General features: G+C 59.8%; 22 protein-coding genes. 9 read left to right on the forward strand and 13 right to left on the reverse strand.

Features of this window, described 5'->3' with window-relative positions:
- Positions 1-207 precede the first annotated feature (207 nt).
- Together murQ and OHL20_RS09005 are read right to left on the reverse strand one after the other, a co-directional pair.
- A complete protein-coding gene (gene murQ / locus OHL20_RS09000; protein ID WP_263382856.1) occupies positions 208-1,122 on the reverse strand; it encodes an N-acetylmuramic acid 6-phosphate etherase in 915 nt (304 codons plus the stop codon).
- Positions 1,123-1,241: 119 nt separating this feature from the next.
- Positions 1,242-2,099: an SDR family oxidoreductase gene (locus tag OHL20_RS09005; protein ID WP_263382857.1), complete on the reverse strand. Its 858-nt coding sequence runs from the start codon at positions 2,097-2,099 to the stop codon at positions 1,242-1,244.
- A gap of 110 nt (positions 2,100-2,209) precedes the next feature.
- On the opposite strand from OHL20_RS09005, the gene OHL20_RS09010 reads away from it, so the two are divergent.
- From OHL20_RS09010 to OHL20_RS09025, 4 genes are all read left to right on the forward strand, one after another.
- Complete coding sequence (locus OHL20_RS09010) at positions 2,210-2,620, forward strand: winged helix-turn-helix transcriptional regulator (RefSeq protein ID WP_263382858.1); 411 nt, start codon at positions 2,210-2,212, stop codon at positions 2,618-2,620.
- 118 nt (positions 2,621-2,738) lie between these two features.
- Positions 2,739-3,671: a hypothetical protein gene (locus OHL20_RS09015; RefSeq protein WP_263382859.1), complete on the forward strand. Its 933-nt coding sequence runs from the start codon at positions 2,739-2,741 to the stop codon at positions 3,669-3,671.
- A gap of 107 nt (positions 3,672-3,778) precedes the next feature.
- On the forward strand, positions 3,779-4,108 hold the full coding sequence (locus OHL20_RS09020) for a hypothetical protein (protein ID WP_263382860.1): 330 nt from the start codon (positions 3,779-3,781) through the stop codon (positions 4,106-4,108).
- A gap of 142 nt (positions 4,109-4,250) precedes the next feature.
- Positions 4,251-5,192 (forward strand): glycosyltransferase family 2 protein, encoded by a 942-nt coding sequence (locus OHL20_RS09025; RefSeq protein ID WP_263382861.1) that lies wholly within the window; start codon positions 4,251-4,253, stop codon positions 5,190-5,192.
- A gap of 7 nt (positions 5,193-5,199) precedes the next feature.
- On the opposite strand, the gene OHL20_RS09030 is transcribed toward OHL20_RS09025, so the two are convergent.
- The 4 genes from OHL20_RS09030 to dnaG form a co-directional block, all read right to left on the reverse strand.
- Entirely contained in the window at positions 5,200-6,927 is a 1,728-nt protein-coding gene (locus OHL20_RS09030; protein WP_263382862.1) for a hypothetical protein, read from the reverse strand.
- 105 nt (positions 6,928-7,032) lie between these two features.
- Positions 7,033-8,745 carry an RNA polymerase sigma factor RpoD gene (gene rpoD, locus OHL20_RS09035; RefSeq protein WP_263382863.1) on the reverse strand — a complete coding sequence of 571 codons (1,713 nt, stop codon included), beginning with the start codon at positions 8,743-8,745 and terminating at the stop codon, positions 7,033-7,035.
- Positions 8,746-9,010: 265 nt separating this feature from the next.
- Complete coding sequence (locus tag OHL20_RS09040) at positions 9,011-10,540, reverse strand: lipopolysaccharide biosynthesis protein (RefSeq protein ID WP_263382864.1); 1,530 nt, start codon at positions 10,538-10,540, stop codon at positions 9,011-9,013.
- Positions 10,541-10,640: 100 nt separating this feature from the next.
- Positions 10,641-12,422 carry a DNA primase gene (gene dnaG, locus OHL20_RS09045; RefSeq protein WP_263382865.1) on the reverse strand — a complete coding sequence of 594 codons (1,782 nt, stop codon included), beginning with the start codon at positions 12,420-12,422 and terminating at the stop codon, positions 10,641-10,643.
- 68 nt (positions 12,423-12,490) lie between these two features.
- Between dnaG and OHL20_RS09050 the strand changes: the two genes are divergently transcribed.
- Both OHL20_RS09050 and OHL20_RS09055 read left to right on the forward strand, forming a co-directional pair.
- Positions 12,491-12,859 (forward strand): cupin domain-containing protein, encoded by a 369-nt coding sequence (locus OHL20_RS09050; RefSeq protein WP_263382866.1) that lies wholly within the window; start codon positions 12,491-12,493, stop codon positions 12,857-12,859.
- Positions 12,860-12,920: 61 nt separating this feature from the next.
- Entirely contained in the window at positions 12,921-14,069 is a 1,149-nt protein-coding gene (locus OHL20_RS09055; protein ID WP_263382867.1) for a M42 family metallopeptidase, read from the forward strand.
- Positions 14,070-14,133: 64 nt separating this feature from the next.
- Here the strand turns inward: OHL20_RS09055 and OHL20_RS09060 are convergent, their stop codons facing one another.
- Positions 14,134-14,403, reverse strand: coding sequence for a CsbD family protein (locus OHL20_RS09060; protein ID WP_263382868.1), 270 nt, complete (start codon positions 14,401-14,403; stop codon positions 14,134-14,136).
- Between the two features lie 179 nt (positions 14,404-14,582).
- Between OHL20_RS09060 and OHL20_RS09065 the strand changes: the two genes are divergently transcribed.
- The 3 genes from OHL20_RS09065 (at position 14,583) to OHL20_RS09075 (ending at position 19,212) form a co-directional block, all read left to right on the forward strand.
- Positions 14,583-15,872 carry a hypothetical protein gene (locus tag OHL20_RS09065; protein ID WP_263382869.1) on the forward strand — a complete coding sequence of 430 codons (1,290 nt, stop codon included), beginning with the start codon at positions 14,583-14,585 and terminating at the stop codon, positions 15,870-15,872.
- 117 nt (positions 15,873-15,989) lie between these two features.
- Complete coding sequence (locus OHL20_RS09070; protein ID WP_263382870.1) at positions 15,990-16,748, forward strand: RNA methyltransferase; 759 nt, start codon at positions 15,990-15,992, stop codon at positions 16,746-16,748.
- Positions 16,749-16,818: 70 nt separating this feature from the next.
- The gene (locus OHL20_RS09075) at positions 16,819-19,212 is read left to right on the forward strand and encodes a S9 family peptidase (RefSeq protein ID WP_263382871.1); all 2,394 of its coding nucleotides are present in this window, start codon (positions 16,819-16,821) and stop codon (positions 19,210-19,212) included.
- Between the two features lie 66 nt (positions 19,213-19,278).
- On the opposite strand, the gene OHL20_RS09080 is transcribed toward OHL20_RS09075, so the two are convergent.
- The 6 genes from OHL20_RS09080 to OHL20_RS09105 form a co-directional block, all read right to left on the reverse strand.
- Positions 19,279-19,941, reverse strand: coding sequence for a hypothetical protein (locus OHL20_RS09080; RefSeq protein WP_263382872.1), 663 nt, complete (start codon positions 19,939-19,941; stop codon positions 19,279-19,281).
- Between the two features lie 86 nt (positions 19,942-20,027).
- Positions 20,028-20,639, reverse strand: coding sequence for a response regulator transcription factor (locus tag OHL20_RS09085; protein ID WP_263382873.1), 612 nt, complete (start codon positions 20,637-20,639; stop codon positions 20,028-20,030).
- Positions 20,636-21,772 carry a sensor histidine kinase gene (locus tag OHL20_RS09090; RefSeq protein WP_263382874.1) on the reverse strand — a complete coding sequence of 379 codons (1,137 nt, stop codon included), beginning with the start codon at positions 21,770-21,772 and terminating at the stop codon, positions 20,636-20,638. Before OHL20_RS09090 ends, OHL20_RS09085 begins: the two co-directional genes overlap by 4 nt.
- Before the next feature lie 66 nt (positions 21,773-21,838).
- The gene (locus tag OHL20_RS09095) at positions 21,839-22,630 is read right to left on the reverse strand and encodes an ABC transporter permease (RefSeq protein WP_263382875.1); all 792 of its coding nucleotides are present in this window, start codon (positions 22,628-22,630) and stop codon (positions 21,839-21,841) included.
- 26 nt (positions 22,631-22,656) lie between these two features.
- A complete protein-coding gene (locus OHL20_RS09100) occupies positions 22,657-23,604 on the reverse strand; it encodes an ABC transporter ATP-binding protein (RefSeq protein ID WP_263382876.1) in 948 nt (315 codons plus the stop codon).
- 101 nt (positions 23,605-23,705) lie between these two features.
- Entirely contained in the window at positions 23,706-25,025 is a 1,320-nt protein-coding gene (locus tag OHL20_RS09105; RefSeq protein ID WP_263382877.1) for a Y-family DNA polymerase, read from the reverse strand.
- Positions 25,026-25,138 lie beyond the last annotated feature (113 nt).

A 25,138-nucleotide genomic window follows, 5' to 3' on the forward strand; every position in this document is an offset into this window, starting at 1 on the left:
AAGTCCTAAAATCTTCATTCAAAATAGTTTAAGTCTGGACTTAGTTTTGGACTCATGAGGTCTGGGGGCGCTTAGGCACCTTGTTGGAGAGGTGCGTTTGTCAAACTGCACGGTTTAAATAGGACGCAATGATGAAGTGTGAGTGACGACGTAAGCGAATGCGGTCCCCTTTGGGAATGACGACTGGGAAACCAACGGCCAGAGCTTCTATGCAGGCGGATTAATGGCGTGGCGGAGGTTGCCGTGAGTGGTCGTGAGTCTGGCTTCGGCGGAGGGTCTGTCGAGGTGGAGTTTGCCCATGACGATGGCCAGCTTGACGTTGCCTGCTTCGGTGAGCAGGCGGGTGGCGGTGGTCTGGTCGCAGCCGGTGGCCTGCATAATGATGCGGTGGCCCCGGTCGACGAGCTTCTGGTTGGTCGTCTGGACGTTGACCATGAGGTTGCCGTAGACGGCTCCCGTGCGGATCATAAGTCCTGTTGAAATCATGTTGAGAACAAGCTTGGTGGCGGTTCCGGCTTTGAGGCGGGTGCTGCCCGTAATGACTTCGGGGCCGGTCGCGGGGGTGATGGCGATCTCGGCGGCCTGGGCCAGCGGCGAGGCTGGGACACACGAGAGGCCGACGGTGAGGGCTCCGAGTGCCTTCGCATGGGCGATTGCGCCGAGGACATACGGTGTGCGGCCGCTGGCAGCGATGCCGATGAGGGTGTCGTGGTCGAAGACGCCGGGCTGGGCGAAGTGGCGGACGGCGAGGTCGGTCTCACCCTCCTCGAAGGAGTCCTCAGACTGCTCGCTGGAGCGGCGAAGGGCTTTATCACCGCCAGCGATGATGCCCTGGAAGAGTGTGGGCGGGACGGAGAAGGTGGGTGGGCACTCGGACGCATCGAGGACGCCGAGGCGGCCACTGGTACCGGCACCGATGTAGAAGAGGCGGCCTCCCAGGGCGAAGCGCGCGGCAATGGCGTCGACGGCTCGGGCGATCTGTGGGAGTTCCTCGGCTACGGCGGCGGCTACGGCGGCATCCTGCCGATTGATGAGGGTGAGCATGTCGAGGGTGGAAAGCTCGTCGATGTGCTCAGAGGCGGGATTGCGGGACTCGGTGAGGAGATGAGCGAGGTCGGTCATGAGAGTTCCATGATGGGGGATGGGGCGGGCGAGGGCAAGGGGCGGCTTGATGGGGGACCGTGCCTCGAATGGATGAAGGAGTTTGCTCAGGACCTGCCGACAAGTCCTGAGCAATGCCGTTACTTCGTTTGGATTGCTGAACGTATCGACTGGGCGAGGGCAGTGGTGGATCGTCCCAGCAGGGAGCGAAGGTCTCGGGAGGCGCTCTCCAGTTCTCCCTTTGCCGCACCAGCATCTGAATCGGCCAGCATTGCCGCAACGGGTGCAGGCAGACCAAAGCCCAGAAGAGCCTTCTCGTACTCGGCTGGCGGAAGGTTCTGGTAGGCCACGGCAGTTCCGGCGGTCTTTGAGACCTCGGCAGCAAGTTCTGAGAGGGTGTAGGCTTCGTCACCGACGAGTTCATACACCTTGTTCTCGTGGCCTTGTCCTGACAGAACGGCTGCGGCTGCGGCTGCATAGTCCGCTCGCGTCGCCGCTGCGAACTTACCGTCGCCTGCCGCTCCCAGAATTGCGCCGTGTTGCAGCGCGGGACCAAGTGCTTCCGTGTGGTTCTCCTGATACCAGCCGTTACGCAGGAAGACGAACGGCAGACCAGAGCTTCGTATGGCCTGCTCGGTTGCGAGATGGTCACTCGCAAGCGACAGGGTTGAGGTATCTGCCCGCAGGAGGCTTGTGTAGGCCAGCAGCTTCACGTTTGCGGCTACGCAGGCATTGATGACTGCCTGATGCTGCGCGACACGTTCGCCAAGTTCGTTCGAAGAGATAAGCAAGACCTTTTCCGCACCGGCGAAGGCGGCGGCGAGGGTGGCTGGCTTTGCGTAATCCGCCTGACGAAGATGGATTCCGAGTTTCGCCAGATCTCCAGCCTTCTCTACATTGCGAACGGTGGCGATGATCTTTGCAGCCGGCACCTTCTCCAGCAGGCTTGCAATGACGTGACCACCTAGGTTTCCTGATGCTCCAGTTACTACGATCATGGGTTCTCCTTATGCGCCTGCGGCCGTTTGGATGGGCTTTGCAGCGCTTTTGCAAGCATAACGAAGAAGCTTACTTAACGTAAGTACGTACCTTCAGGTAAGCTACTTACATGGAGACAGCAGCAAAGGTTCTAGCCAGTCGACAGGAGCGCCGCCGTGGGAATGTGTACGACGCCAACTGCCCCTCCCGCAACGTACTCGACCATGTGACCTCCCGATGGGGATCGCTGGTGCTGCTTGTTCTTCTCGATGGCAAACTTCGATTTAGTGAGCTGGCGCGACGGATCGGAGGGGTAAGTGAGAAGATGCTGGCTCAATCGCTGCGCACTCTCGAAACGGATGGTTTCCTCTTGAGAACGGTGTACCCCACAATACCGCCCAAGGTTGAGTATTGCCTGACGCCGCGGGGGCGTGAGGCCGGGATGCATATAAAAACACTGACCGATTGGATAGAAGACAACGTCTCCGACGTGCTTCAAGATCATTCCAAGCGAGCTGAGGTCCAGCAATCGCTTCTATGAACCAACGTTCCCATGGGAGATTTCTGCTTTCGCGGAGGAGGATGTCGGCGGCTGCAGGGTGCGGGGTTTGATGCCAGCACGTAAAATAGAGGTCGACACGCAAAAAGGATACGAGCAGATGAGCATTGAGACACAGACGGCGTTGGCCGCACAGGTAGAGTCGGCGGCACGGGCGGCGGGTTTGACGATTGCAGCGACTGCAGCGGGAGCTGATTTTTCGGGTAACCCGACCTCACGATTTACGTTGGCCCTTGCCAGCGATGCCACGAAGACCCAGGTTCTGGAGCTGAGCGACAGCTTCGACTTCAGCCGCGCTGCCTTGCTGGCGGAGGTGCAGGTGTACCTGGGAGAGGCTGCGAAGCGCCTGAAGAATCCGCGTCCTGACTGCTATTTGAGCCTGCATGGGCTTCCGCTGAGCTTTGGCAAGTTTGCGTGGCCGTTCCACCACTCGACCTCGGGTGCGGATACGGAGGTGGTGCATGGCGAAATTCGTCTGGAGACGAGCGAGGAGAGCGTACTGCACTCGAAGATCTCGGCAGCGATGACGGTTACCTTCCGCGAGATCGTTGCCGCTCCGGAGCAGCCGTTTGCCGAGGCATTTATCTATAACGCAATCCGCAAGACGATGGACCAGGGCCAACTGGAGCTGGTGAAGAGCGGCAATCGCCAGCCGGTGCCGGTGACGACGCGCTACTACAGCACCAAGCAGAAGAAGTTCATCTTTAATGACACGACCGAGGAGCAGCGACGGGCTTGGCTTGCGGCGAAGACTTATTGGCTATCCGGTGTTCTGGGTGGCGGCGCGCCGGTGTGGCTGGTCGATCCGCGGGATGCGCAGTATCTGAATACGACCGTGGCGGACCTGAAGCAGTCCGCTGAAAAGCTGGTGGCGGCCGGCGATATTCTGCTGAGCGATGGCGGCGAATATGCGGCTCCAACCGAGGCGTTGATGGCTCGCAAGGAGCAGTACAACGAAGAGGTTGTGCAGGCCTTGATCTTCATCAAGCCGACGTTCAACGAGGAAATGCGCGGCGGCCACACGAATATGTAAGTGGTGCTTCATCTGATGTTCATGTAAACTTGCAAACCGTGTCGTGATGGGTATACATTCCTTGTCGGCCTACAGGTGCAACTCGACCTGTGCGCAATGAGGAATATATGAAGAACCTAATTCGATTCGCAGCACCCGTAATGGCAGTAGCACTTCTTAGCGGCGCTCCCTTTTTCGCGCACGCACAGATGCAGAACTCCGCAGCAACGCAGGACTGGAATACGCCTCCCGCAGGTACTGAGCAGGCGCAGCAGGGCTACCGTGACGGTATCGAAGCAGCCCAGTTGGATCGCGCAGCAAAGCGTCCAATCGATCCAAAGGTGTCGCATCTGTATGTCCACCCGCCCGTCAAGGGAGCTGCTCGCGATGCATATCGCACCAGCTTCGAGGCCGGCTACCAGGCAGCAGTGCAGCACACACAGACGGGTGCGATGTAATTGCCCGTTGAACCTTAACCCTCCCCTGACGAAAACTGCTTGACAGAAAGGCTCCCGTACGGGGGCCTTTCTGCTGCTATGCGCATGGTGCAGAGCCCCATAAGTCGCAGGAAACAAGGGCTCAATCTGGTAGGCTGTAGACGTGCCTACCGACCTTCCAGACGCCCCAAAAGTTGCAGTTCTCATCCCGTGTTACCACGAAGAGGCTGCAATTACGAAGGTTGTGACCGACTTTCGGGCAGCGTTGCCGATGGCGACGATCTACGTCTACGACAACAATTCCCGCGACAGAACGGTCGAACTGGCTCGGCTTGCCGGTGCCCGTGTGTACAGCGAAACGCTCCAGGGTAAGGGGCATGTGGTGCGACGGATGTTCTCGGACATTGAGGCAGACGTCTATGTGCTGGTGGATGGCGACGATACCTATGAGGCGAAATCTGCGCCGGAGATGATTGAGAAGTTGCTGGCGGAACGGCTTGATATGCTGAACGGCACGCGGATCACCGAGATTGCCGCTGCCTATCGGCGCGGCCACCAGCTCGGGAACACGATGCTGAGCGGACTGGTTCGGCGGATCTTCGGGAGCCGGATCAAGGACATGCTGTCCGGTTACCGGATCTTCAGCCGGAGATTCGTCAAGTCATTTCCGGCACTCTCTTCGGGGTTTGAGATCGAGACAGAGCTGACGATCCACGCGCTTGAGCTGTCGATGCCGCTGGGCGAAGTCGACACACCGTACAAGGACCGGCCGGAGGGTAGCACCTCGAAGCTGCGGACTTACTCGGACGGGCTGCGCATCCTGCGGACGATTATGCTGCTGGTGAAGGATGAGCGGCCGCTGATCTTCTTCGCGAGCGCCGGCCTGGTGCTGTTTCTGCTGGGTTTTGGGCTGAGTGTGCCGATCTTTATCGAGTTCCACGAGACGCACCTGGTGCCCCGCTTTCCGACGGCGATCCTGTCGTTGGGCCTGGTGCTGATGTCGTTTCTCTCGCTGGTGTGCGGTCTGGTGCTGGATTCAGTGGCGCGCGGCCGCAAGGAGAACAAGCGGATGACGTACCTCTCGATTGCAATCTGGCAGGGCTAAGCGCTACCTACAGCGGGTAGGCGTAGAAGTTGCTGGCGCCCAGTTGATGCCAGCCTTCTGGGACCTGCTCCGAGGTCTCGAAGCTGCCTACGATGGCCTTGATGTTGCGGGCGCGGAGTGCGTCTACGACGGCCTGCTTGTCGGCTACATGCTTCCAGAAGGCCCCGGGATCGGAGCCGTCCGGCACCTCTATCTCAGCCCGGATGGGTGTACCGGCGATGCGTGCCCAGTAGTGATCGACGTAGCAGGCTACATCGCCGAAGCAGGCGATATCGCTGCCCGGGGTAATGCCGAGGCCGGTGATGCCCTTTGCGGCGGGATAGATTTGCTTGCTGTAGGCGCCGCGGGGGTAGCCGGTGACGCTTTCGGTGCGGCGGCGGTCGCCGAGATCGCTGGCGGCGGTGGCGAAGACGAGACCGGCGAAGAGCAGGGCCATGCCGGTGGCAATCTCACCCTGGTAGCCGTTCTTCGGGCGGCGCAGCATTGCGAGGACAGGGATGGCGACGAATAGAAATGCCGGGGTTAGATAGCGATCCTGCAGATCGATGGGGAAGTAGATGCCGAGCATCAGCAGGCCCCAGAGGGCGACTGGCGCTAATGGCAGCCATGAGGCGCGCCTGCGTCCGATAAAGCAGCCCAGCAGCAGCAGGGTGCCGAGGATGACGAAGGATTCCAAGTGGCCCACGAGGTAGCGGAGGAGGAGGACTGTCGTGCGCTTGAGGCGAAGGATATGGCCGTGGAGGTAGACCTGCGGCTTGATGGTATCGGTCCAGTAGGACGGATCGAACCAGAGGGGATAGGTGCCGACCGGGTGCCGGGCGAAGGAGTAGACGGGGGGCGCGTTCACGATCAGCTCTTCGTGATGTTTGAAATCGGCCTTGGCGTGGCCGAGATCGCCCGTGTGCCACTCGTGCCAGCGACCCGTCTCGTCGACGAAGTAGGCGTAGTTCAGCCGGGCTGACTCGCCGGTGGTGAATCGCCCGCGCTGCTTTGAGATCGCGAGGATGTATGGACCGGCGATGCAGGCGAAGACGACGCCCGCGAGCAGAATGCCGCTGACGATCCGCGTACGGCGCTGGCCCTTGCGGGTGATGCCGAAGACGAACAGGGCAGCCAGAAGGATGCCGGACGGCAGGAAGGCGAATGATTTCGTCAGGTAAGCCAGGCCAAGCGCCAGGCCAAGGAGCGGGTAGTAGATGAAACGGCCAGTGCTCTGCAGGCGGAGCAGGAAGGCGGCAGCGATAAAGAAGAAGAAGAGCAGGAGGGCATCCGCTCGGACGGCACCGATGGCGAGTTCACGCTGGAAGCCGAGGAAGAGCAGGCCAAGCGAGACGAGGAGAAGCGCGGGCTGCGAGAAGGCAGGGAGTGAATCTGCATCCGTAACGAACTTCTCGCGAACGCGCAGGAGCGACAGAACGAGGTAGAGGCTGGCTCCAATGCAAGCGACGAAGATGAAGAAATTGACCCAGAAGTAAGTCTGCAGCTCGTTCCAGCGCGAAGGATGCGCGACGATCTGGCCTACGGCGAGGGTCGCTGCATAGGCAGGGTTCCAGTAGCCATTGATGGCGACAGGCCAGTTGTGGGTGTGGATCGCGTCGGCGATATCCATGAAGGAGACCGCATCGCCATCCAACTGGTAGTTGTCGTACTTGGCATACCCGATGCCGCAAAGGATCATGAGCAGTGCGTACAGAACAACGATCTTACGGAGGCGCGCTGGGTTTGCTGGAGTCATAGAGGAGCGTTACAGGAAGTTCGCCCAAGTATCTCACGACAGCTGGTTACAAAAGGAATGGGCCACGCTTTGGAAGCGTGGCCTATTCCTTGAAAGCATAGGTACTTACATCTCTTTGACGCCGTCTACGAAGGCCTTCAGCTTGCGGCTGCGGCTTGGGTGACGGAGCTTGCGGAGGGCCTTGGCCTCGATCTGCCGGATGCGCTCACGCGTCACCTGAAAGCTCTGGCCTACCTCTTCAAGCGTGTGTTCGGAGCCATCTTCGAGGCCGAAGCGCATCTTGATGACACGCTCTTCGCGCGGCGTCAGGGTGCGGAGAACCTGCGAGGTGTACTCCTTCAGATTAACCGAAATGACGGCATCGGACGGGCTGACTGCCATACGATCTTCGATGAAGTCGCCGAGGTGCGAGTCTTCCTCTTCGCCGATTGGCGTTTCGAGGGAGATAGGCTCCTGGGCAATCTTGAGGACCTTCCGGACCTTTGCGACCGGAATATCCATGCGCCGGGCGATCTCTTCGGAGGAGGCTTCACGGCCCAACTCCTGCACGAGCTGACGTGAGGTGCGAATCAGCTTGTTGATCGTCTCGATCATGTGGACCGGGATGCGGATGGTGCGGGCCTGGTCGGCGATCGCTCGCGTAATGGCCTGACGAATCCACCAGGTCGCGTACGTCGAGAACTTGTAGCCACGACGGTACTCGAACTTGTCGACGGCCTTCATCAGGCCGATGTTGCCTTCCTGGATCAGGTCGAGGAACTGGAGACCGCGATTGGTGTACTTCTTCGCGATCGAGACGACGAGGCGAAGATTGGCTTCGATCAGCTCGCGCTTGGCCTTTTCGGCGTCCATATCGCCCTGGATCATCTCGCGCTGGGTGCGCTTGAGATCGACGATAGAGATACCGGCATCGGTTTCGACGCGCTCGAGATCGACGCGGCAGTTCTTCTGCTGGCGCTTGTACTCCTTGCGGAGCTCCTCGCTCTTGCTGGCCTCGTGCTTGACGTCGAGAGCCTTGATCTGGCGCTCAAGAGTGCGCATGGCGTCGACAGTCTTGTTGACCTTGTCGAGCAGGCGCTTCTTCTCGGCGTTCGTGTACTTCAGTTCGCGGATGACGCGATTGATGTAGACGTGCTCACGGCCCATGAGCCAGCGGGTCTTGCGCTGGTCCTTAGCCTTGGCCTTCGAATCCTTGCCCTGCGGTGCCTCGTACTTTTCATCGAGAGCAGTCAGCTTCTTCTGGTGCTTGACGATGACGTCGATGCGGCTGACGGTGGCGCGGACGCGGGACTGAAGGATCTCTTCGGTGAGTTCTTCCTCGTCGAAGGTGACCACTTCCTTAATATTGCGGACGCCGCGACGCAGGTCTTCGCCGAGGCCGACAATCTCGCGGATCACGATAGGCGATCGGGAGATGGCCTTCATGACGCGGATCTGGCCGCGCTCGATGCGCTTGGCAATCTCTACTTCGCCCTCACGGGTGAGGAGCGGGACGGTACCCATCTCGCGGAGGTACATGCGGACGGGGTCGTTGGTCTTTTCGAGGGTGCCGGGGGAGAGATCGAGTTCGACGTCGTCGGACTCCTCACCTGCCTCTGGCTCGTACTTGTCTCGATCGCTGCCGAACTTCGACTCGCCTGACAGGACGTCAATACCCTGGGTATTGATCGTAGTCATCAGGTCGTCGAGGTCGTCCGGGGTGGTGATGTCACCGGGCAGAAGGTCATTGACCTCGCCATAGGTGAGGTATCCCTTTTCCTTGCCGGTATCGATCAGCTTATCTATGTCGTCTTCGTACTTGTCTATGTCTTCAGCCACGGCGGAACGCGCTCCTGCTTGGAGTAATTTTGCGGAATAGTACAGCTCGTGTGAGGCGGAGCTATTCCTGGGTTGTTACGGGATCGTTGGGGATAACTTGCGGCTAAACCGCGGTGGCAAACCCGATGACCTCGGATGGGTCGGGGTATTCGAAGGCACACGTCCCCAGCGAACCACAGAATATCATATGTTTAGACGTTCTCTACATCGAAAAGACTCAAGCCGCTCCAGACCACCATGAACATTGGGTGCTCGCGATGCAGTGCTAGATCTTCCCCGGTTCGGGAGTAGCGAATCTGCCGGAAAACTGACTCATAATCCTGCGGATGACGTCACGAACGCCGAAGAGTTGCCAGGCGATGGCGGCGATCACGCCTCCAGCGCTTACGGCGATGACCACCTGCCAGATGAGATGGAATGTAGCTGTCTTTTGAAGCAGCAGGAGGGCGATCAGGAGAGCTGGTACGCAGATCGCGATCAGCCTGCGCAGGAAGGTGAGCTCGAGGGGTTCGATGGCGGCGAAGAGCTTGATGTTGAGGCGCATGATGAAGATCATCTGGAAGACCTCGGCGGAGAGCCAGATCCACAGGAAGCCTGTGACGCCGGCGCGCGGCACGAGCAGCAGCGAGAGTACGGTCATGACGATGTAGCTGCCGAGCATGATCTTCGATAGTTCTTCATGAGTATTGGTCGAGAACTGGAACTGGAATTTGTGTTCCTTGAGGCTGATGACCATCGAGATTGCGGCGGCGAGCATGTAGGGATAAGGAGAAAAGAGCTCGGCCTTCTTGTGCATCCAGACGGTGATGAGCACGGGCGAGATCATCAGCACGCCGGTGTTGACGAGCGGGATGAGGAAGAAGATGAAGCGCTCGGAGTAGTCGTAGAGCAGGACCAGCGCGGGCCAGTCGCTGCGACCGAAGAGCGTCGTGATCTCAGCGCCCATCGATTGCGTGAACATTGCGAGAATTTGCCGACACATGGAGAAGACAAGCCGCATGACGATGAATCCGGCTACGGCTACCGGCCCGAGGGAGCGCTGAAGGACGATCAATGGAGCCTGATAGGTCAGGAAGTTGGCTATGGTGATCAGGCCGAAGTAGCCGCTCGGCTTGAGGATGGCTGCGACGGCTGCTTGATCCCAGTAGCGGATGTGGGGGAAGAGTGAAGGAGCGATGCGGCGGATGTCGACCAGCACACAGACGATCGAGATCAGCATCGTGATGACCTGAACACCGGCCAGGATGGGAAAAGGCAGCTTGAGCGAAACGCAGGCCAACAGGCTGAGGGAGGTCAGCAGCGTCTGGAAGTTACCCCAATGGGCGCCGCGATGCGCCAGCGCTACTCCCATAAAGAGGCCGGTGAGGTACCCGTAGAGGATGTTCAACAAGACCTGGCAGGCGAGGAGGTATGCCGCCAGTTGCGTGGCGCGACGACCGATATCCAGCCTGAGATAGCTATCGAGCGGCAGCGCGAATACGACGAGGCAGACCACCATTGCGCTTAGGATGATGCCAAGCAGAAGGCGCAGGGCGGTCGATTGCCGGACCTGGTAGTCCTCCATGTCGCCGCGGTTGTAGCGGACGGCAAGATCCTGATTCATATAGGTTTGCACGCCGAAGTTGAGCATCCCGATGGCGGCGACCGCGCCCGAAAGGACGCCCCATTCCCCGAATCCCGAGGTCGAGTAGCGTGCGATAAAGATCGGAGGCACGATGACCTGCTGAATAACCGTCAGCAGGCGTCCCGTAAACATAGCGCCCAGGTTCTTAAGAATGCGTGTAAAGCCAGCCATCAGGGGTGTGCAGTCTCTCCTGCGAGTACCGTCTAAGTGATTCTACCGTGTGAGATGCATTCGACTGGCCCAGTTCGGGAACGGCTCGCCCCTCCACCGCCTAGTGGAGGCGGAGTGCGCGGTCGATCTGCAGTTTCTCGGTCGTGAGTTGGGCGAGCATCTCCTGATCGTTCCGGCGGTCGGCTTCGGCGATCATGGTCCGCAGTTCTCGCTGGCGACGCTCGAGCCGGCGATGCTCCAGGGTGTGTAGCGCGTTTTCGACGCGCTCCGGCATGGTGAGCTGCTCGCCGTCGCCGGGCTCGTCGGCGTGCATCAGAACGCGAGCGAGCGTGGCCCGGCTTTCTTGATCCTGGGCGATGTCGAGAGGATTTTCCGGAGCAGGGGCGTTCGACAGTGCTTCGAGCAGCGTGGCGGTAGGCAGGCTCTCGTACCACTCGGGGTGCTGGAGCAACTGGTCGGCTGCCATCGTGCGGGCAGGATCGGACTCGGGCAGAACCAGTGCGCGGAGCAGGATGCGCTCTGTTTCGGTAGCAGGTTCGTGGCTGTGGGAGCGGACGCTCTCCTTGCGCTGCGCCGCCGCCTGCTTCAGCTCCTCGCGCATGACGGAAGAGTCGATGCCGAGCTTCTGGGCGGCGTCGGCGGCAAACTCGTCGCGATGGATGCGATTCGGCATGCGGCGGATGTGCGGCAGCAGGAAGTTGAGGGCTTTTACCTTGGCGTCGGGCGAGCGCGAGGGGAACATCTGCCGGGCGCGCTCGATGAGGTAATCGGAGTGGCGCTGGGCACCGCGGAGGGCTGCCATGTACGCCTTGATGCCGTGCTCGCGGACGTAACGGTCGGGATCGAGACCGCCTTCAAGGGCGACAACTTTGACGGTGAAGTCCTCCTCTGTGAGCATCGCGATGGATTTTTCAGCGGCGTTGGCCCCTGCGGTGTCGGGGTCGAAGTTGACGATGACCTGCTTGGTGAAGCGGCTAAGGAGGCGCACCTGCATCTCCGTGAACGCCGTGCCCGAGGTGGCGAGGACGTTCTTGACCCCGGCCATGTAGACCGAGATGCAGTCCATCTGGCCCTCGACCAGCAGGGCGAAGTCGAGCGTACGCATGTCGGCCTTGGCCTTGTCGAGATTGAAGAGCACCTGACCCTTGGAGTAGAGCGGAGTCTCGGGGGAGTTCATGTACTTCGGGCCGGACTTCTCGTCAGAGTCGAGCGCGCGGGCGGTGAAAGCGATCACCTTGCCCTGCTCGTTCGCGATGGGAAAGGTAATTCGCTTGCGGAAGCGGGCGTACATGGGACCGCCGGAGCCATCGGCCTGCTCCTTGGAGCTGAATAGACCGCTGGCGCGCATCACCTCCTCCGAGAAGTGGGCCTTGAGGCGGTCACGCATGTCGTTGAAGTCGTCGGGCGCGTAGCCCATTCGGAACTTGGCGACAGTCTCGGGGGCGATCTGGCGACCGGTCAGGTACTCGCGGGCGCGAGCCGCCTCGGGCGACTTGAGCTGCGCCTCGAAGTACTGGGTTGCCGCCTCGTGGATGTTGATGAGTTGGCCGCGTAGACCGGCTTCGCGGGCCTCTTCGGGCGAGCTGAACTCGCGCTTCGGCATCGCTACGCCTGCTTTGGTGGCGACCGAGCGGACGGCCTCGGGGAAGCTGACGTTCTCAAGCTTCATCACGAAGGTGAAGACGTCCCCCTTTTCGTGGCAGCCGAAGCAGTAGAAGTAGCCGTGGGCGGCGTTGACCGAAAAGGAGCCGGTTTTCTCTTTGTGGAAGGGACACAGGCCGGTGTAGTTCTGCGCGCCGCTCTTCTTCAGCCGCACGTAGTCGCCGATGATGCGGACGATGTCCACCTGCGCTTTTAGAGTCTGTGCGAAGTTATCTGCCATGGCCAAACCTAGTTTAGAGGAACAGGCCTCAGCTCTTTCGGAGTCGTAAGATAACGAGACGAGGAAATATGATTGCTTCGGTCAATTTGAACACCGCCCTGGAGGGGCTGATCGATCACTGGTCGCCAAAGGTTGTCGGTCGCGTCAACGATCAATACGTCAAGGTGGCGAAACTGATCGGCGAGTTTACCTGGCATAAGCATGTGGATGAGGATGAGCTCTTTCAGGTGATCCGGGGATCCATGCGAATCCAGATTGAGGGCCAGCCCGATGTCAGGCTGAACGCCGGAGACTTCTGCGTGGTTCCACGGGGCACGATGCACAATCCGATCGCTGAGCAGGAGTGCTGGATCATGCTGATCGAGACCGTCACGACGAAACATACGGGCGATGTGGAGACGCCGAGGACACGTTCGATCGAAGAGCAACTCGCCTGACTTCGGTGTTCTGTGGGCTTGTGTGTGAGTCTGAGTGACCGCTCTTGATACACTCCGACCCATGAAGCCCACATTTCTTCTTCTGTTCCTTTTGATCGGCCCTATCCTCGCGCCAGCCCAGCAGCCTGACCGTACCGAGCAGTTGCTGCAGCGTCTCGCCGATGCGCCAGGGCCGCCGGGATTTGAGGAGCCGGTTCGTGCCCTGATGGCCGCTGAGTTGAAGCCATTTGTGACCGTGCCGATCCGCTATGACGGCATGGGTTCCCTTGTCGCGCAGCAGGGAGCGACCGGCCCGCGCATCATGATCGACGCCCATATGGATGAGCTTGGCGGCATGATCCGGCGGGTTACGCCGAATGGCTTTCTGACCATGCAGATGCTCGGCGGCTGGCTCGATCAGGCGCTGGTCGATCAGCGTTGGATCATCATCGGCAGCAAGGGGCCGGTGCACGCCGTCACCGGGATTCGGGATATTCACGTGGTTCCGGCGGAGGAGCGGACGCGCGTCTTCTCGCGCGATCAGATGTACCTCGATGTGGGGGCGAAGGACGCGCAGGCAGTTGCGGCGCTGGGCATCTCCGCTGGCGATCCTGTCGTTCCTGATTCACCGTTCCTCAACCTCAATGGCACCGGCAACTATCTTGCCAAGGCGTGGGACGACCGGATCGGGCTCGCTGTACTCTGCGAGGCGATGCGTCGCACTGCTTCGCTGCCCCATGCGAATCAGCTCTTCTATGTCGCTACGACGCAGGAGGAGGTTGGGCTACGAGGGGCGCGAACCGCAGCACAGGCCGTGAAACCGGATATCGGCATCGCGATCGAGGGCGGCATTGCGGGCGATACCTTCGGCGGTCATCCTGAGGAGACGCAGGCGAAGCAGGGTGCCGGACCCGGCCTCTTCCTCTACGACTCGAGCACAATTGCCAACCGTAAGATGGTTGCCTTTGTGCGCAAGACAGCAGCGGACAAGTCGCTTCCACTGCAAACAGACGTTGTGCAGGGCTATGGGGATGACTCGGCCGAGTTGCAGACCGCCGCAGGGGGCGCACCTACGGTCAATCTCGTCGTCCCGATCCGCTACACACATGCTCATAACGGCATTGTCAATCGCAAAGACTTCGACCAGACAGTTGATCTTGTCGTTGCGATGCTGCTTCAACTCGATGCGAAGACGGTCGAGGAGTTGCGCGACTTCACACCCAAGCCTTAAACGACGAATAGCCCAGAGCGGCGGATTCACAACTGCGCTCTGGGCTATTCAAGATATTGGAGACTTACTCGTGCTCGACCTTGATCTCGTGCTCCTGGTCAAATGCCCGTGCCCGCTCTGACTTTAACTCAGCATCGGCCTTCGAAGCGCGTGCCTGATCGATCAAGTTGTTGCCCGCATCTTTCACGTTGCCCCATGCTTCGCGAGCACCTCCTTTAAGCTGATCTTCCTTGCCGGCGATCTTGAGCCCTTCGTCGCCAACCAACGTGCCTGCAGCCTCCTCGATTCGGCCACCGATCTTCTGCAAAACGCCCTTTACCTGGTCACCATTCATAGCTCACTCCTCATACTTCATTTTGTAGGGTGCAGCAAAAAGACACGAGGTTGGCTGGAGAAAATTGCTCGAATTCGGAACTTACCTGTTGAGCCTGTGTTGGTATGAAGCGAGCAGACAATCGAAGGAGCTAAACTCCACGGATTGCAATTACATACAAGCACGATCTAAGGACGATTATGAAACTCAACCCAATTCGCAAACTTGCTATCGCCGCGGCACTTGCACTCTCCCCGCTCGCCTCCTTTGCCGGTGTGTTTATCGGCATCTCGGTCAATATTGCGCCACCCGCGTTGCCCATATACGTGCAACCGCCGCTTCCTGCGCCCGGCTACCTGTGGACGCCTGGCTACTGGGCCTACGGCGAGGCTGGCTACTACTGGGTCCCCGGAGTCTGGGTGCAGCCGCCGTCGGTCGGTGTCCTGTGGACGCCTGGCTATTGGGGATTTGCGGGCGGCTCTTATGGCTGGCATGGAGGCTACTGGGGCCCGCACGTCGGCTTCTACGGCGGTGTGAATTACGGCTTCGGCTTCGGCGGGATCGGCTTCGCCGGTGGCGAATGGCGTGGCGGAGCGTTTGCCTACAATGGCGCTGTCAATAACTTCGGCAGTGTCCACGTCACGAACGTCTATCGCAACACCACGATCGTGCAGCAGAACACCATCATCAACAACAATCACACCAGCTTCAATGGACCGGGTGGCGTCGTTCGCCAGGCCAGCCCGCAGGAGTCGCAGTTCGCGAACGAGCACCACTTCCAGCCTACGGCGAACCAGATGTCGCACCAGACCTTTGCCAGCCAGGATCGTGGACAGCTCGCCTCAGTGAACCAGGGACGACCGGCGACGATGGCCGCTGCAAATCCTAACTCCTATCACCAGGTGGCGCAGCAGCATGCACAGGCGCAGCCTATCTCCGCGGCTGATCGCACCGCAGGCAAGGCTTACCAGCCGAACCAGCGTGCTGCCAACCAGGACCAACGCGTAGCGAATGGTTTGCGCAGTGGGCAGATGACCTCCGGTGAAGCGGCGCGCGCCGATCAGCGCCAGTCGAACATCGACAGCCAGGTGAAAAACGATCGTGCGGCAAACGGCGGCACGCTTACCGGCCAGGAGCGTCAGCAGGTCAATAAGGAGCAGAACGGGGCGAGCCGGCAGATCTACAACGAGAACCATAACGGCAACACGATTGCACCTAACGCAGTCGATAACCGTGAGGCTAATCAACAGCAGCGGACAGCCAATGGTCTCCGCAGCGGTCAGACGACTGCCGGCGAGGCAGGTCGCACGAACCAGCGCCAGGCGAACGTCGCCCAGCAGGTGCATAACGATCGCACAGCGAACGGCGGCGCTCTGAATCAGCAGCAGAAACAGCAGGTCAATCGCGAGCAGAACAACAACAGCCGCCAGATCAACAACCAGAAGCATAACGAGAATACTCATCCCGAACCGCGCGGCGAGAGGAAGTAGTACGTCAACACAGTGTTAATAAGAAGGGCTGCCATGAACGTGGCAGCCCTTCTTTCTTGCCGCTCACGTCTGCATTGCTTGGGGAACGAAGCCGCCCGCAGCCTAGAATGAAGCTGCATGCTTACACAGGATCAACTGGATCGCGTCGCTGTCGTCCTTATCCGTGCCCGCAATCCAAATAACATCGGTGCCGTCGCAAGAGCGATGCACGACTTTGGCTTTCGCGATCTGCGAATCGTAAATGAGTACACGGTTGCCTTTCAGGATGCCCGCTCTGCAGTCGATGCGTCTGAGGTGATTGCTGCGGCACGGGAGTTCGCTAGTGTTGCTGAAGCTGTTGCGGACTGTAGCCTGGTGGCCGGGACCACCGCCGTCGGCGAGCGCGACCTCGACCATCCCCTCCATGAGCTACCCCATGCGGCATCGTTGCTCCGTGCTGCACTGGCCACTCCTGACGCACGCATTGCACTTCTCTTCGGCTCGGAGAAGACAGGTCTCTCGAACGAGGAGTTGAGCCATTGCAACTGGCTGATGACGATTCCCATGCATCGGAGGGAGGGCACGCGGCATCCATCGATGAACCTTGGTCAGGCTGCGGCGGTCTGCCTCTTCGAGCTTGTTCGCGACGCGAGCACGTCCGCTCAAGCGATTGCCCAACAACCCACCGCAGGCGATCTTGAGCGGCTCACCACCCTGCTTACGGAGGTGCTCGAGCGTACCGGCTACAGCCGACGTCACCCAGCTAACTGTGATCCTGCACAGCTTCGCAGGCTCACCCGCAGGATGGTACTCGACCCGCGCGATGCGGCGGTATGGACAGGAATTCTGCGCCAGGTGGTCTGGAAGCTGAATCGCAGCACAGATGCCAGCGAATGAAGCGGGCTGCTAGACTGGCCTCACGCCGAAGTAGACAGATTGTCTGACCACGTAGCAATGGAGACGAAGAATGTTTGTGCACAAAGGTTTAGCAGTGGCGGCCCTCGTAGCATCATGCCTTACATCACTCAGCGGTGCGGCCCAGGCAGGAAAACAACTGACGAATGAGGATTATGCACAGGCAGAGAAGTTTATGTCTTACAACGTGAACCCCCTTGTCTACCATACGGTCAGCAACCCGACCTGGCTTCCGGATGGTCGCTTCTGGTTTAAGGACTCCGCTGCGGATCGCGTCACCATCACCGTCGTTGATCCGGTCAAAGGCGTGCGAGCACCAGCGTTTGATCACACAAAATTAGCTGCAGCGCTCACAACAGCGCAGCCCACCAGCAGACCGGTGACCTTCGATCCGCATCATCTGGCAATCTCCGATCTTTCGCTCGCCGGCCAGACCGTCACCGTAACCGTCAAGAGTGGACAATACCGCTGCGACCTCTCCGGTGTCGGTACCTGTAACAGCATCACCGATCCCGCGGCTACTCCGCGGGGCCGTGGCAAGCCGAAGAACGCGCTCGATATCTCGCCCGACAAAACCAAGGGCGCCTTCATTCGCGATAACAACCTCTGGTTGCGTGACCTCGCCACCAGCAAAGAGACGCAGCTCACCACCGATGGTGAGAAGGACTACGGCTACGCGACGGACAATGCAGGCTGGACGCACAGCGACAATCCGATCCTCGTCTGGTCGCCCGATTCAAAGCACATCGCTACCTTCCAGCAGGATCAGCGCAAGACCGGCGATATGTACCTTGTCAGCACGAACAACGGGCACCCCACGCTGAAGGCCTGGAAGTATCCGCTCGTTGGCGATAAGGATGTCACGATGATCGAGCGCGTCATCATCGATGTCGACACACCGAAGGTGATCCGGCTGAAGATGCCACCGGACCAGCACCGGTCTACCCTGTGCGACGACATCAGCTGCCGTGGCGGTAGCGGATGGGACGATGTGCAGTGGAGCGATGATGCCAAGCACCTCGCCTTCGTCTCCACCTCACGCGATCACAAGCAGGAGTGGCTGCGTGTCGCAGATGCTGCGACCGGCGAGATTCGCGAGGTGATGGGCGAGACCACGCCGAAGTTCTACGAGAGCGGCAACGGCAAGGTGAACTGGAAGTATCTGCCAAAGTCGAACGAGATTCTCTGGTTCTCGGAGCGCGACAACTGGGGCCAACTTTACCTGTACGACCTGACGACCGGCCAGCTGAAGAGCCAGATCACGCATGGCGACGGCAACGTGACGCAGGTGCTTCACATCGATGAAAAGGCCCGCGTTATCTACTTCCTCGCAGTGGGCAAGGAGAAGGGCAGCGACCCCTACTTCTCCTACTACTACAGCATCCGCTTCGACGGAAAAGGCATGAAGCTGCTGACGCCGGAGAATGCGGATCACTCGGTCACGCCATCGGACGATGGGCGCTACTTTGTCGACGTCTATTCGACCGCCACGCAGCCGCAGACCACCGTCGTTCGGGATTTCAGGGGCAAGATCGCTGCAGAAGTGGCGCGGCAGGACATCACTAAACTCCTTGCTGCCGGTTGGGTTCCCCCAGTTTCGATCATCGTCAAGGGGCGTGATGGAACAACGGACCTCTACGGTTACATGTTCAAGCCGACAAAGCTTGATCCTGCTGCGAAGTACCCGATTGTGAACAATGTCTACCCCGGACCACAGACGGGCTCCTGCGGTGGGCGCGGCTTCAGCGCAGCGCATGGTGATCATCAGGCGCTCGCGGAGCTAGGCTTCATCGTTGTGTGCATCGACGGTATGGGCACACCGTGGCGCTCGAAAGCCTTCCACGAGTTCTACTTCGGCGATCTTGGCGACGACACCATCCCCGATCAGATCGCCGGTATGAAGGATCTCGCGGCGAAGTATCCCTTCATCGATCTCGACCGTGCAGGCATCTACGGCCACTCGGGCGGCGGCAATGCGACAGCTTCTGCGATGTTTCACTTTCCTGACTTCTTCAAGGTCGGGATCGCCGAGAGCGGCAATCACGACAACCGCGAGTACGAGGATGACTGGGCAGAGAAGTGGGCTGGTCTGGAGATAAAGAACGCTGACGGAACCAGCAACTACGACAGCCAGGCCAACCAGAACTACGCGAAGAACCTGAAGGGTCACCTGCTGCTCGCGCACGGCACATTTGACGACAACGTTCCGCCAAACAATACCCTCATCGTTGTGGACGCGCTGATCAAGGCCAACAAGGACTTTGACCTGCTGATGATTCCAAACTCTGCGCACGGCTACGGGGAGGCATCGCAGTACATGACTCGCCGCCGCTGGGACTACTTCACCCGCTACCTCGCCGGCAATACGCCGCCGTACGAGTACGAGATGAAGAGCTTCGCCGCGGCCATGGCCGCAGCAACGGGCCCCGAGGATGACTCACAGTAATCACAAACCTCAACAAGCAAGATGGCCGGGAGAATATCTCCCGGCCATCTTTGTTTCCAAAGAGCGTTACTGAACGACCTTGCCGTCTGCCGCCGTTGCAGGCGCCGAGTGGTGGCCGCTATCGGGAGTGCTCGAAACCTGCCATCCGTTCGTCGTGTTCGCGAGCGTAGCCTGCCCCGTCTGCGGACCGGCGAGATCGGTATGAAGCTGCGGAAATGCGTTCTGCGTCTCGGCGGCAGAGGCCCAGCCCGGCGCGTCCGAGAAGGTGAATTGGTAGCTGATCTGCGTCGTCGCACCCGGCTGATCGGTCGTCGGCGTACTGCTGACGATGTTGCTCACCTTGCGATGGCCGTAGCAGAAGTTGCCGAAGCCCGGCTGCGAGGCATCGGCGGTCCAGGCCGAGCGACCCTTGTCTGAAAGATCGTAGTTATTTGCCTGCTGGCTCAGCACGATCAGCTTCTTCTTCTCAACGGTCGTACGGGCGAGTAGCCCCTGATCGACGAGCGCGTCGTAAGGCGCCGTCTTGCTTGCATCCGATGTCGCAACCTGCAGCGGGAACTTGATCTCATCGTTCCACAGGCACGCCGGGTGGGCGTTGTAGTACGTGTTGATAGCACTTGTGAAGTTTGAAGTATTGTCGGCCTTCTTGTTGCAGCCGAGCGCAGTAAGCATGAAAACTCCGCATAGGGCGGAGGCACGAACGATGGATCGATGGGCCAGGATGTGCATGGGGTAAATCTCCTCCTGCAGTGGGATGCAGGATGGACGATCATCGAACAGGAATTTCCTTCGTTTTCATGTAGTGCAGTTAATGCTTAGAGCCACCCCTTGGCCCGGGCGATCCGAGCTGCATCCACACGGTTCGCCGCGCCAAGTTTGGCAATGATCTCCGACAGGTAGTTCCGGATTGTCCCCTCCGAGAGGTGAAGTTCCACGGCGATCTCGGTGCTCGTGCGGCCATCGCCTGCGCGCTGCAGGATCTGACGCTCCCTGTTCGTTAGCGGGTCCGCTTCAACGCTCCATGCTTCGGCAGCCAGCGCCGGATCGACGACACGCAACCCCTGGTGAACGCGCCGCACCGCATCCGCAAGCTCCGCCGAAGGCCGATCCTTCAGGAGGTAACCACGTGCTCCGGCATCCATGGCACGCCGAAGATATCCCGGTCGCGCAAAGGTCGTCAGGATGATTGTCCGCGTCTTCGGATGACTGCGGCAAAGCTCCGCTGCAAGCTCCAGGCCAGTCATCTTCGGCATTTCGATATCTGTGACCAGCACATCTGGCGCGTGGGAGCGCACAAACTCAAGCGCCTCGCGACCGTTCGCTGCACGTGCGACGACCGTGATGTCGGCCTCCAGATCGAGCAGCGCCGCTAACGCTCCAAGCACCATGGCCTGATCCTCCGCGAGGACAACACGAATGGCACTCATGCTTCTTCACCTGCACTCACTGGCACCGCAATGCGCAACTTCGTTCCTCGACTTGTATCGAGCAGAAAGCTTCCGCCGATCCGCTGCACACGCTCCCGCATGCCACGCAGGCCATTCCCTTCGCGCGGCGCAGTATGCGTTCCATCGTCTTCGATGACGAGAGCATGCTGGCCATCGGCCGTGGTAAAGCTGACCCGGCAATGTGTCGCATGAGCATGGCGCACGATGTTCGTCACCGCCTCGCGCAACGTGAGTGAGAGGACCGTTTGCAACTCCTCGCCAAGCGTCGGGGCCGTCTGAGAAGCCTCAATCGCCTCGAGCGTCAGGACCACGCCCGCCGCATCGAGCGTACGCCGCGCTATGCCCATCTCCGCCGCAAGTCCCTGCGTCCGGTAGCCGCCAATCGCTTCGCGGACCTCGGTCAATGCGGTCCGCGCCGTGCGTTCCACGTCGGCAATCTCCGCTGCGGCACGTTGCGGATCGCGCTCCATCAAACGCCCTGCGAGCTCTGCTTTCAGTACGATCACGGACAGCGTATGACCCAGCACATCGTGCAGATCGCGTGCGATTCGTTCCCGTTCGGCGACAGCAGCAAGCTGCACGATCTCACGCTCGGCACGGCGTAATTTGTCATCTGCGCGCTTCTGCTGCGCCACGACAAAGTTGCTGATACCGACGACGAGAACAAAGAACGCACTGATCGCCAGATTGATCGGACGACTTAGATCACTGTGGCTATGGTAGCGATAGATGAGCCACACGCTCTCGCCACAGAGCGCCGCGCAATCGGCAAGCACCAGGCCCACAACCCAGGACAATGAAGTTAGAAAGAAAGGCAGAAATCCAGCGACATAGATAAAGAAGCTTGAGGCTCCTTCATTTCGCGGATAATCAACAACGCCAAGTACGAAGAGGACCGCAACCATGGCGAGTTGCTTGCGAAGCCCGACCGCCTTGTTGATTCCTACGTAGATCGCGAGAAACACACTATAGATACATAGCGTCTCGATCCAGTATCGAAGGTCGCGGCGAAGGACCGGCTCGATGAAGTAGAAGCCGGAGTAGGCGAGCCAGATGTAGTTCCACGTCCGGCTGTTCTCGCTCCGGCTATTCTTGTTCCGATCGTCCGGCATGCAGACATCGCTCGATTTGGTAGCGTCTCGATTCATAGCGTGAGGATGCAAGTGTACCGCGCCCGTTCAGTCATTCTCCATACGATGGAAGACGGCCCAACTTGCCCCCAGCATGACGAAGACAAACCCGGCGAGCCCACTCCAGTGGGTAGCCAGCGACATCTGGTCGCGATAGCCGAAGACGCTCAGCATTAATTGCGACAGATGATACGTCGGAAGAAAGGGCGCAATCTTCTGTACAAAGTGCGGCAGAAATTGCAGCGGGATCCAAAGTCCACTGGCGAACGACATCGGCAAATAGATCAGGTTGACCACGCCGGGTGCGGCATTAGCAGGAACGATCAGTGCGAGCAGAAGTCCCATGCTCGCGAAGACCGTGGAGCCGGCTACGGTTATCCCGAGCATCTTCGCCACCTCGACGGGGGTCAGCGTTACACTCGCGAAGAGCGTTCCGATGGCGATCAGAATCGTAACGATGATCAGCCCAAATGCAATGGCCGTCAGGCACTTTGCAAGAAGATACGCCATGGGCGGCATGGGACTCGCACGCTTCAGTTCAAGCCAGCCCTGAGACCGTTCGAACGCCAGGCCAACGCCCACTCCAAACAGCGCCGCTCCGACCATGCCGAAGCACGCATAGCCGCCGAGCATGAGCTTGGCGATGCTTACGCTTCCTTCATACGCATGCTTGTTTGCCACGCCGAAGAGCACGTAAAACATCACGGGAAATCCAATGACAGACAACGAGAAGGAGCGGGTCCGTAGCAGCTTCAGAAATTCATACTTCGTCTCTTTCCAATAGATCGGAAACGCTGAAGCCGTCCGCTGAGCGGGAACAATCGTAGATGCTGTAGCCATGAAAAGCCTCCTTGGTGCTGGTAGTTTTAGTTCGCCGAACGATCCGAATGGGTAAGCGCCAGGAAGGCATCTTCGAGTGCCGGACTCGTTATCTCAAGGCCGCTCAACGATTCATCCCGCAGCAGCATCTCGCGAACAACGATCTCCGCCTGCATCGCTGTCACCTGCGTTACACCGTTGCGCAAGACCACTGCGGTCACGCTCGGCAGCGTCCGTAGCATCTCCTCAGACAGCGCTGTCGTGCAGCGGATCGTTCGCCCCGCTCCACGACTCTTGATCTCCGCCGGCGTACCCTCCGCCACGATGCGCCCCTTGTCGATGACCACGATTCGGCTTGCCAGCGCGTCCGCCTCTTCGAGGTAGTGTGTCGTCAGCAGGACCGTCTTGCCACGCTCCGCGAGCAGCCGTATCTGGACCCACAAGCCGCGTCGCGCTTCGATATCCATCCCGACAGTAGGCTCGTCGAGAAACACCAGGTCGGGGTCACCACACAGTGCAAGCCCGAACAGCAATCGCTGCCGCTGACCGCCGCTGAGCTGCTCGAACATACGCTCCTCAATCCCCTGAAGCTGTGCGATGCGCACCACCTCCGCATACGCGAGCGGCGCAGGATAGTAGCTGCGGAAGAGGTCGATATGCTCCCGCACCTTCAGCGACTTCGGCACGCTCGCCACCTGCAGCATTGCGCCCACGCGCATGCGGGTCGTCGCCGTCTGCGGGTCGCAGCCAAAGATTCGCACCGTGCCCTCGGTCGGCGCAGTAAGCCCCAGCATCAACCGCACTGCTGTTGACTTGCCCGCGCCATTCGGGCCGAGTAGCGCCACGACCTCGCCAGCCCGAAGACTGAGTTCAAGATGATCGAGCGCAACGCTGGCGTCATATCGTTTGGTGACTCCGGCCAGTACCGCCACCGCTGCGGGCACTGCCTGCGTCTGCGCCATAATTCGTTCCTGCATCAGTACCGTTGTAGCCATCGCATGCTCCTCTGAAGTAGATCTGCTGCTTACATTCAGAAGCATGCGCCGCTCGCGCTACTGGCGGCAGTGCAGCCTGTCATCAATCGAAGTGACGAGTGTCACATATAGTCAACGCCGTACTGCACCGGGATCTGCGTGAACGCGATCCGTGTCGGTGCCGAGTCCCGTGCGGGCAACATCCCCGCAAAGTGCAGCGTCGTGTGACCGTACTTCAGATTGAGCTTGTCCATCGTGGCCGACAACTCGCCGCGATTGCCTTCGTCGCCGAACAGCGACTCCTGAAACTCACTCTCCGGGATCAGGTTCCGCAGCGTGACGCCAACGAAAAATGGCCGCTCAAACTCCGGGCCCTGCGGGCTTTGCTGCCACACGCTCCGCAGCACCGAGAGCAGCGTCAGCGTGTCCTGGCAGTCGCGAAAACGCGCCTCCATGCCCCAGCTCGAATGCTTGATGCCGGAGAAGTGCTTCTTCGACTTCATCCGCGCTGCCTGCTCCCGCGTCAGTTGATAGCGGATCGTCACGCCCATTGACCCCGCGTAGAACTTCTCCATCCGCAGTCGCATTGACGCCTTGTGGAGCAGCTTGTGCGCCACTGCCCACGATCCGCCCTGGCTGCGGTGCTCCGGCCCCAGCACATGCGAGTGGCCCAGCGACTTCTGCACGCCCGAGTCAACCGGCGCGCCATCGTCGCCCGTATCCGCACCACGCAGCCAGTGATAGAGCCGGTCGCCCCAGACGCTGTCCCAAAGCTTGTGCATGCCCGGCCGATCGAGTGCCAGCAGGCTCTCCATCGTCGTGATGCCCTTCGCGTTCAGCCGAACCTCGGTCTTCGCGCCGACGCCCGGCAGGTCACGCAGCTCCAGGTGAGCGACCGCCCTCGGCAACTGCGAGGGCAGCAGGCCAATCAGCCCGTCCGGCTTTTGCATGTCACTGGCAATCTTGGCGAGGTAGCGATTCGGCGCCATGCCGATGGAGCACCGCAGGGTCTGCCCCACGTCGTCCTTGATCGCCTGCTTGATCTCAAGCGCGATCTTGCGAGCCCGTGGAGGTTCCTGCTCGCGCCCAATCAACTGGCACACCATCTCGTCGATCGACGGCGTGTGGGCTACCGGGCAGCAGCGCTCCACCGCCGCCGCAATCTTGTGCGAGAACTCCGCATAGACATTGTGGTTTCCCTGCACCAGGATGATCTCCGGGCACAGCCGCTTCGCCTCACCGACCTGTGTTCCGGTCTTGATCGTCAACGCCTTCGCCTCGTAGCTCGCGGCGATGCAGCACGTCGTATCGCCCAGTGTCGGCACCACCGCCAGCGGACGGTTGCGATACTCCGGGTGCAACTCCTGCTCGACCGACGCGAAGAAACTGTTCAGGTCGATATGCAGGAAGGTGAAGCGGTCGGATTGGTCTAGGGTCTGCACTGAGGCCGCTTCTTTATTGTATTCGCCATCTGTTCGTCCATTCAGTCGTCGGAGTGTCGATTTTAGTTACGAATAGGTGACCAAAGGTGATATATCTTGCTCGATGGGCCGCT

Source organism: Granulicella arctica (assembly GCF_025685605.1).
Taxonomy (GTDB): domain Bacteria; phylum Acidobacteriota; class Terriglobia; order Terriglobales; family Acidobacteriaceae; genus Edaphobacter; species Edaphobacter arcticus.

Coding starts and splice junctions, on each gene's coding strand:
- murQ (WP_263382856.1), bottom strand. CDS start 1,122: ATGACCGACCTCGCTCATCTCCTCACCGAGTCCCGCAATCCCGCCTCT.
- OHL20_RS09005 (WP_263382857.1), bottom strand. CDS start 2,099: ATGATCGTAGTAACTGGAGCATCAGGAAACCTAGGTGGTCACGTCATT.
- OHL20_RS09010 (WP_263382858.1), top strand. CDS start 2,210: ATGGAGACAGCAGCAAAGGTTCTAGCCAGTCGACAGGAGCGCCGCCGT.
- OHL20_RS09015 (WP_263382859.1), top strand. CDS start 2,739: ATGAGCATTGAGACACAGACGGCGTTGGCCGCACAGGTAGAGTCGGCG.
- OHL20_RS09020 (WP_263382860.1), top strand. CDS start 3,779: ATGAAGAACCTAATTCGATTCGCAGCACCCGTAATGGCAGTAGCACTT.
- OHL20_RS09030 (WP_263382862.1), bottom strand. CDS start 6,927: ATGACTCCAGCAAACCCAGCGCGCCTCCGTAAGATCGTTGTTCTGTAC.
- OHL20_RS09040 (WP_263382864.1), bottom strand. CDS start 10,540: ATGGCTGGCTTTACACGCATTCTTAAGAACCTGGGCGCTATGTTTACG.
- dnaG (WP_263382865.1), bottom strand. CDS start 12,422: ATGGCAGATAACTTCGCACAGACTCTAAAAGCGCAGGTGGACATCGTC.
- OHL20_RS09050 (WP_263382866.1), top strand. CDS start 12,491: ATGATTGCTTCGGTCAATTTGAACACCGCCCTGGAGGGGCTGATCGAT.
- OHL20_RS09055 (WP_263382867.1), top strand. CDS start 12,921: ATGAAGCCCACATTTCTTCTTCTGTTCCTTTTGATCGGCCCTATCCTC.
- OHL20_RS09060 (WP_263382868.1), bottom strand. CDS start 14,403: ATGAATGGTGACCAGGTAAAGGGCGTTTTGCAGAAGATCGGTGGCCGA.
- OHL20_RS09065 (WP_263382869.1), top strand. CDS start 14,583: ATGAAACTCAACCCAATTCGCAAACTTGCTATCGCCGCGGCACTTGCA.
- OHL20_RS09070 (WP_263382870.1), top strand. CDS start 15,990: ATGCTTACACAGGATCAACTGGATCGCGTCGCTGTCGTCCTTATCCGT.
- OHL20_RS09075 (WP_263382871.1), top strand. CDS start 16,819: ATGTTTGTGCACAAAGGTTTAGCAGTGGCGGCCCTCGTAGCATCATGC.
- OHL20_RS09080 (WP_263382872.1), bottom strand. CDS start 19,941: ATGCACATCCTGGCCCATCGATCCATCGTTCGTGCCTCCGCCCTATGC.
- OHL20_RS09085 (WP_263382873.1), bottom strand. CDS start 20,639: ATGAGTGCCATTCGTGTTGTCCTCGCGGAGGATCAGGCCATGGTGCTT.
- OHL20_RS09090 (WP_263382874.1), bottom strand. CDS start 21,772: ATGCCGGACGATCGGAACAAGAATAGCCGGAGCGAGAACAGCCGGACG.
- OHL20_RS09095 (WP_263382875.1), bottom strand. CDS start 22,630: ATGGCTACAGCATCTACGATTGTTCCCGCTCAGCGGACGGCTTCAGCG.
- OHL20_RS09100 (WP_263382876.1), bottom strand. CDS start 23,604: ATGGCTACAACGGTACTGATGCAGGAACGAATTATGGCGCAGACGCAG.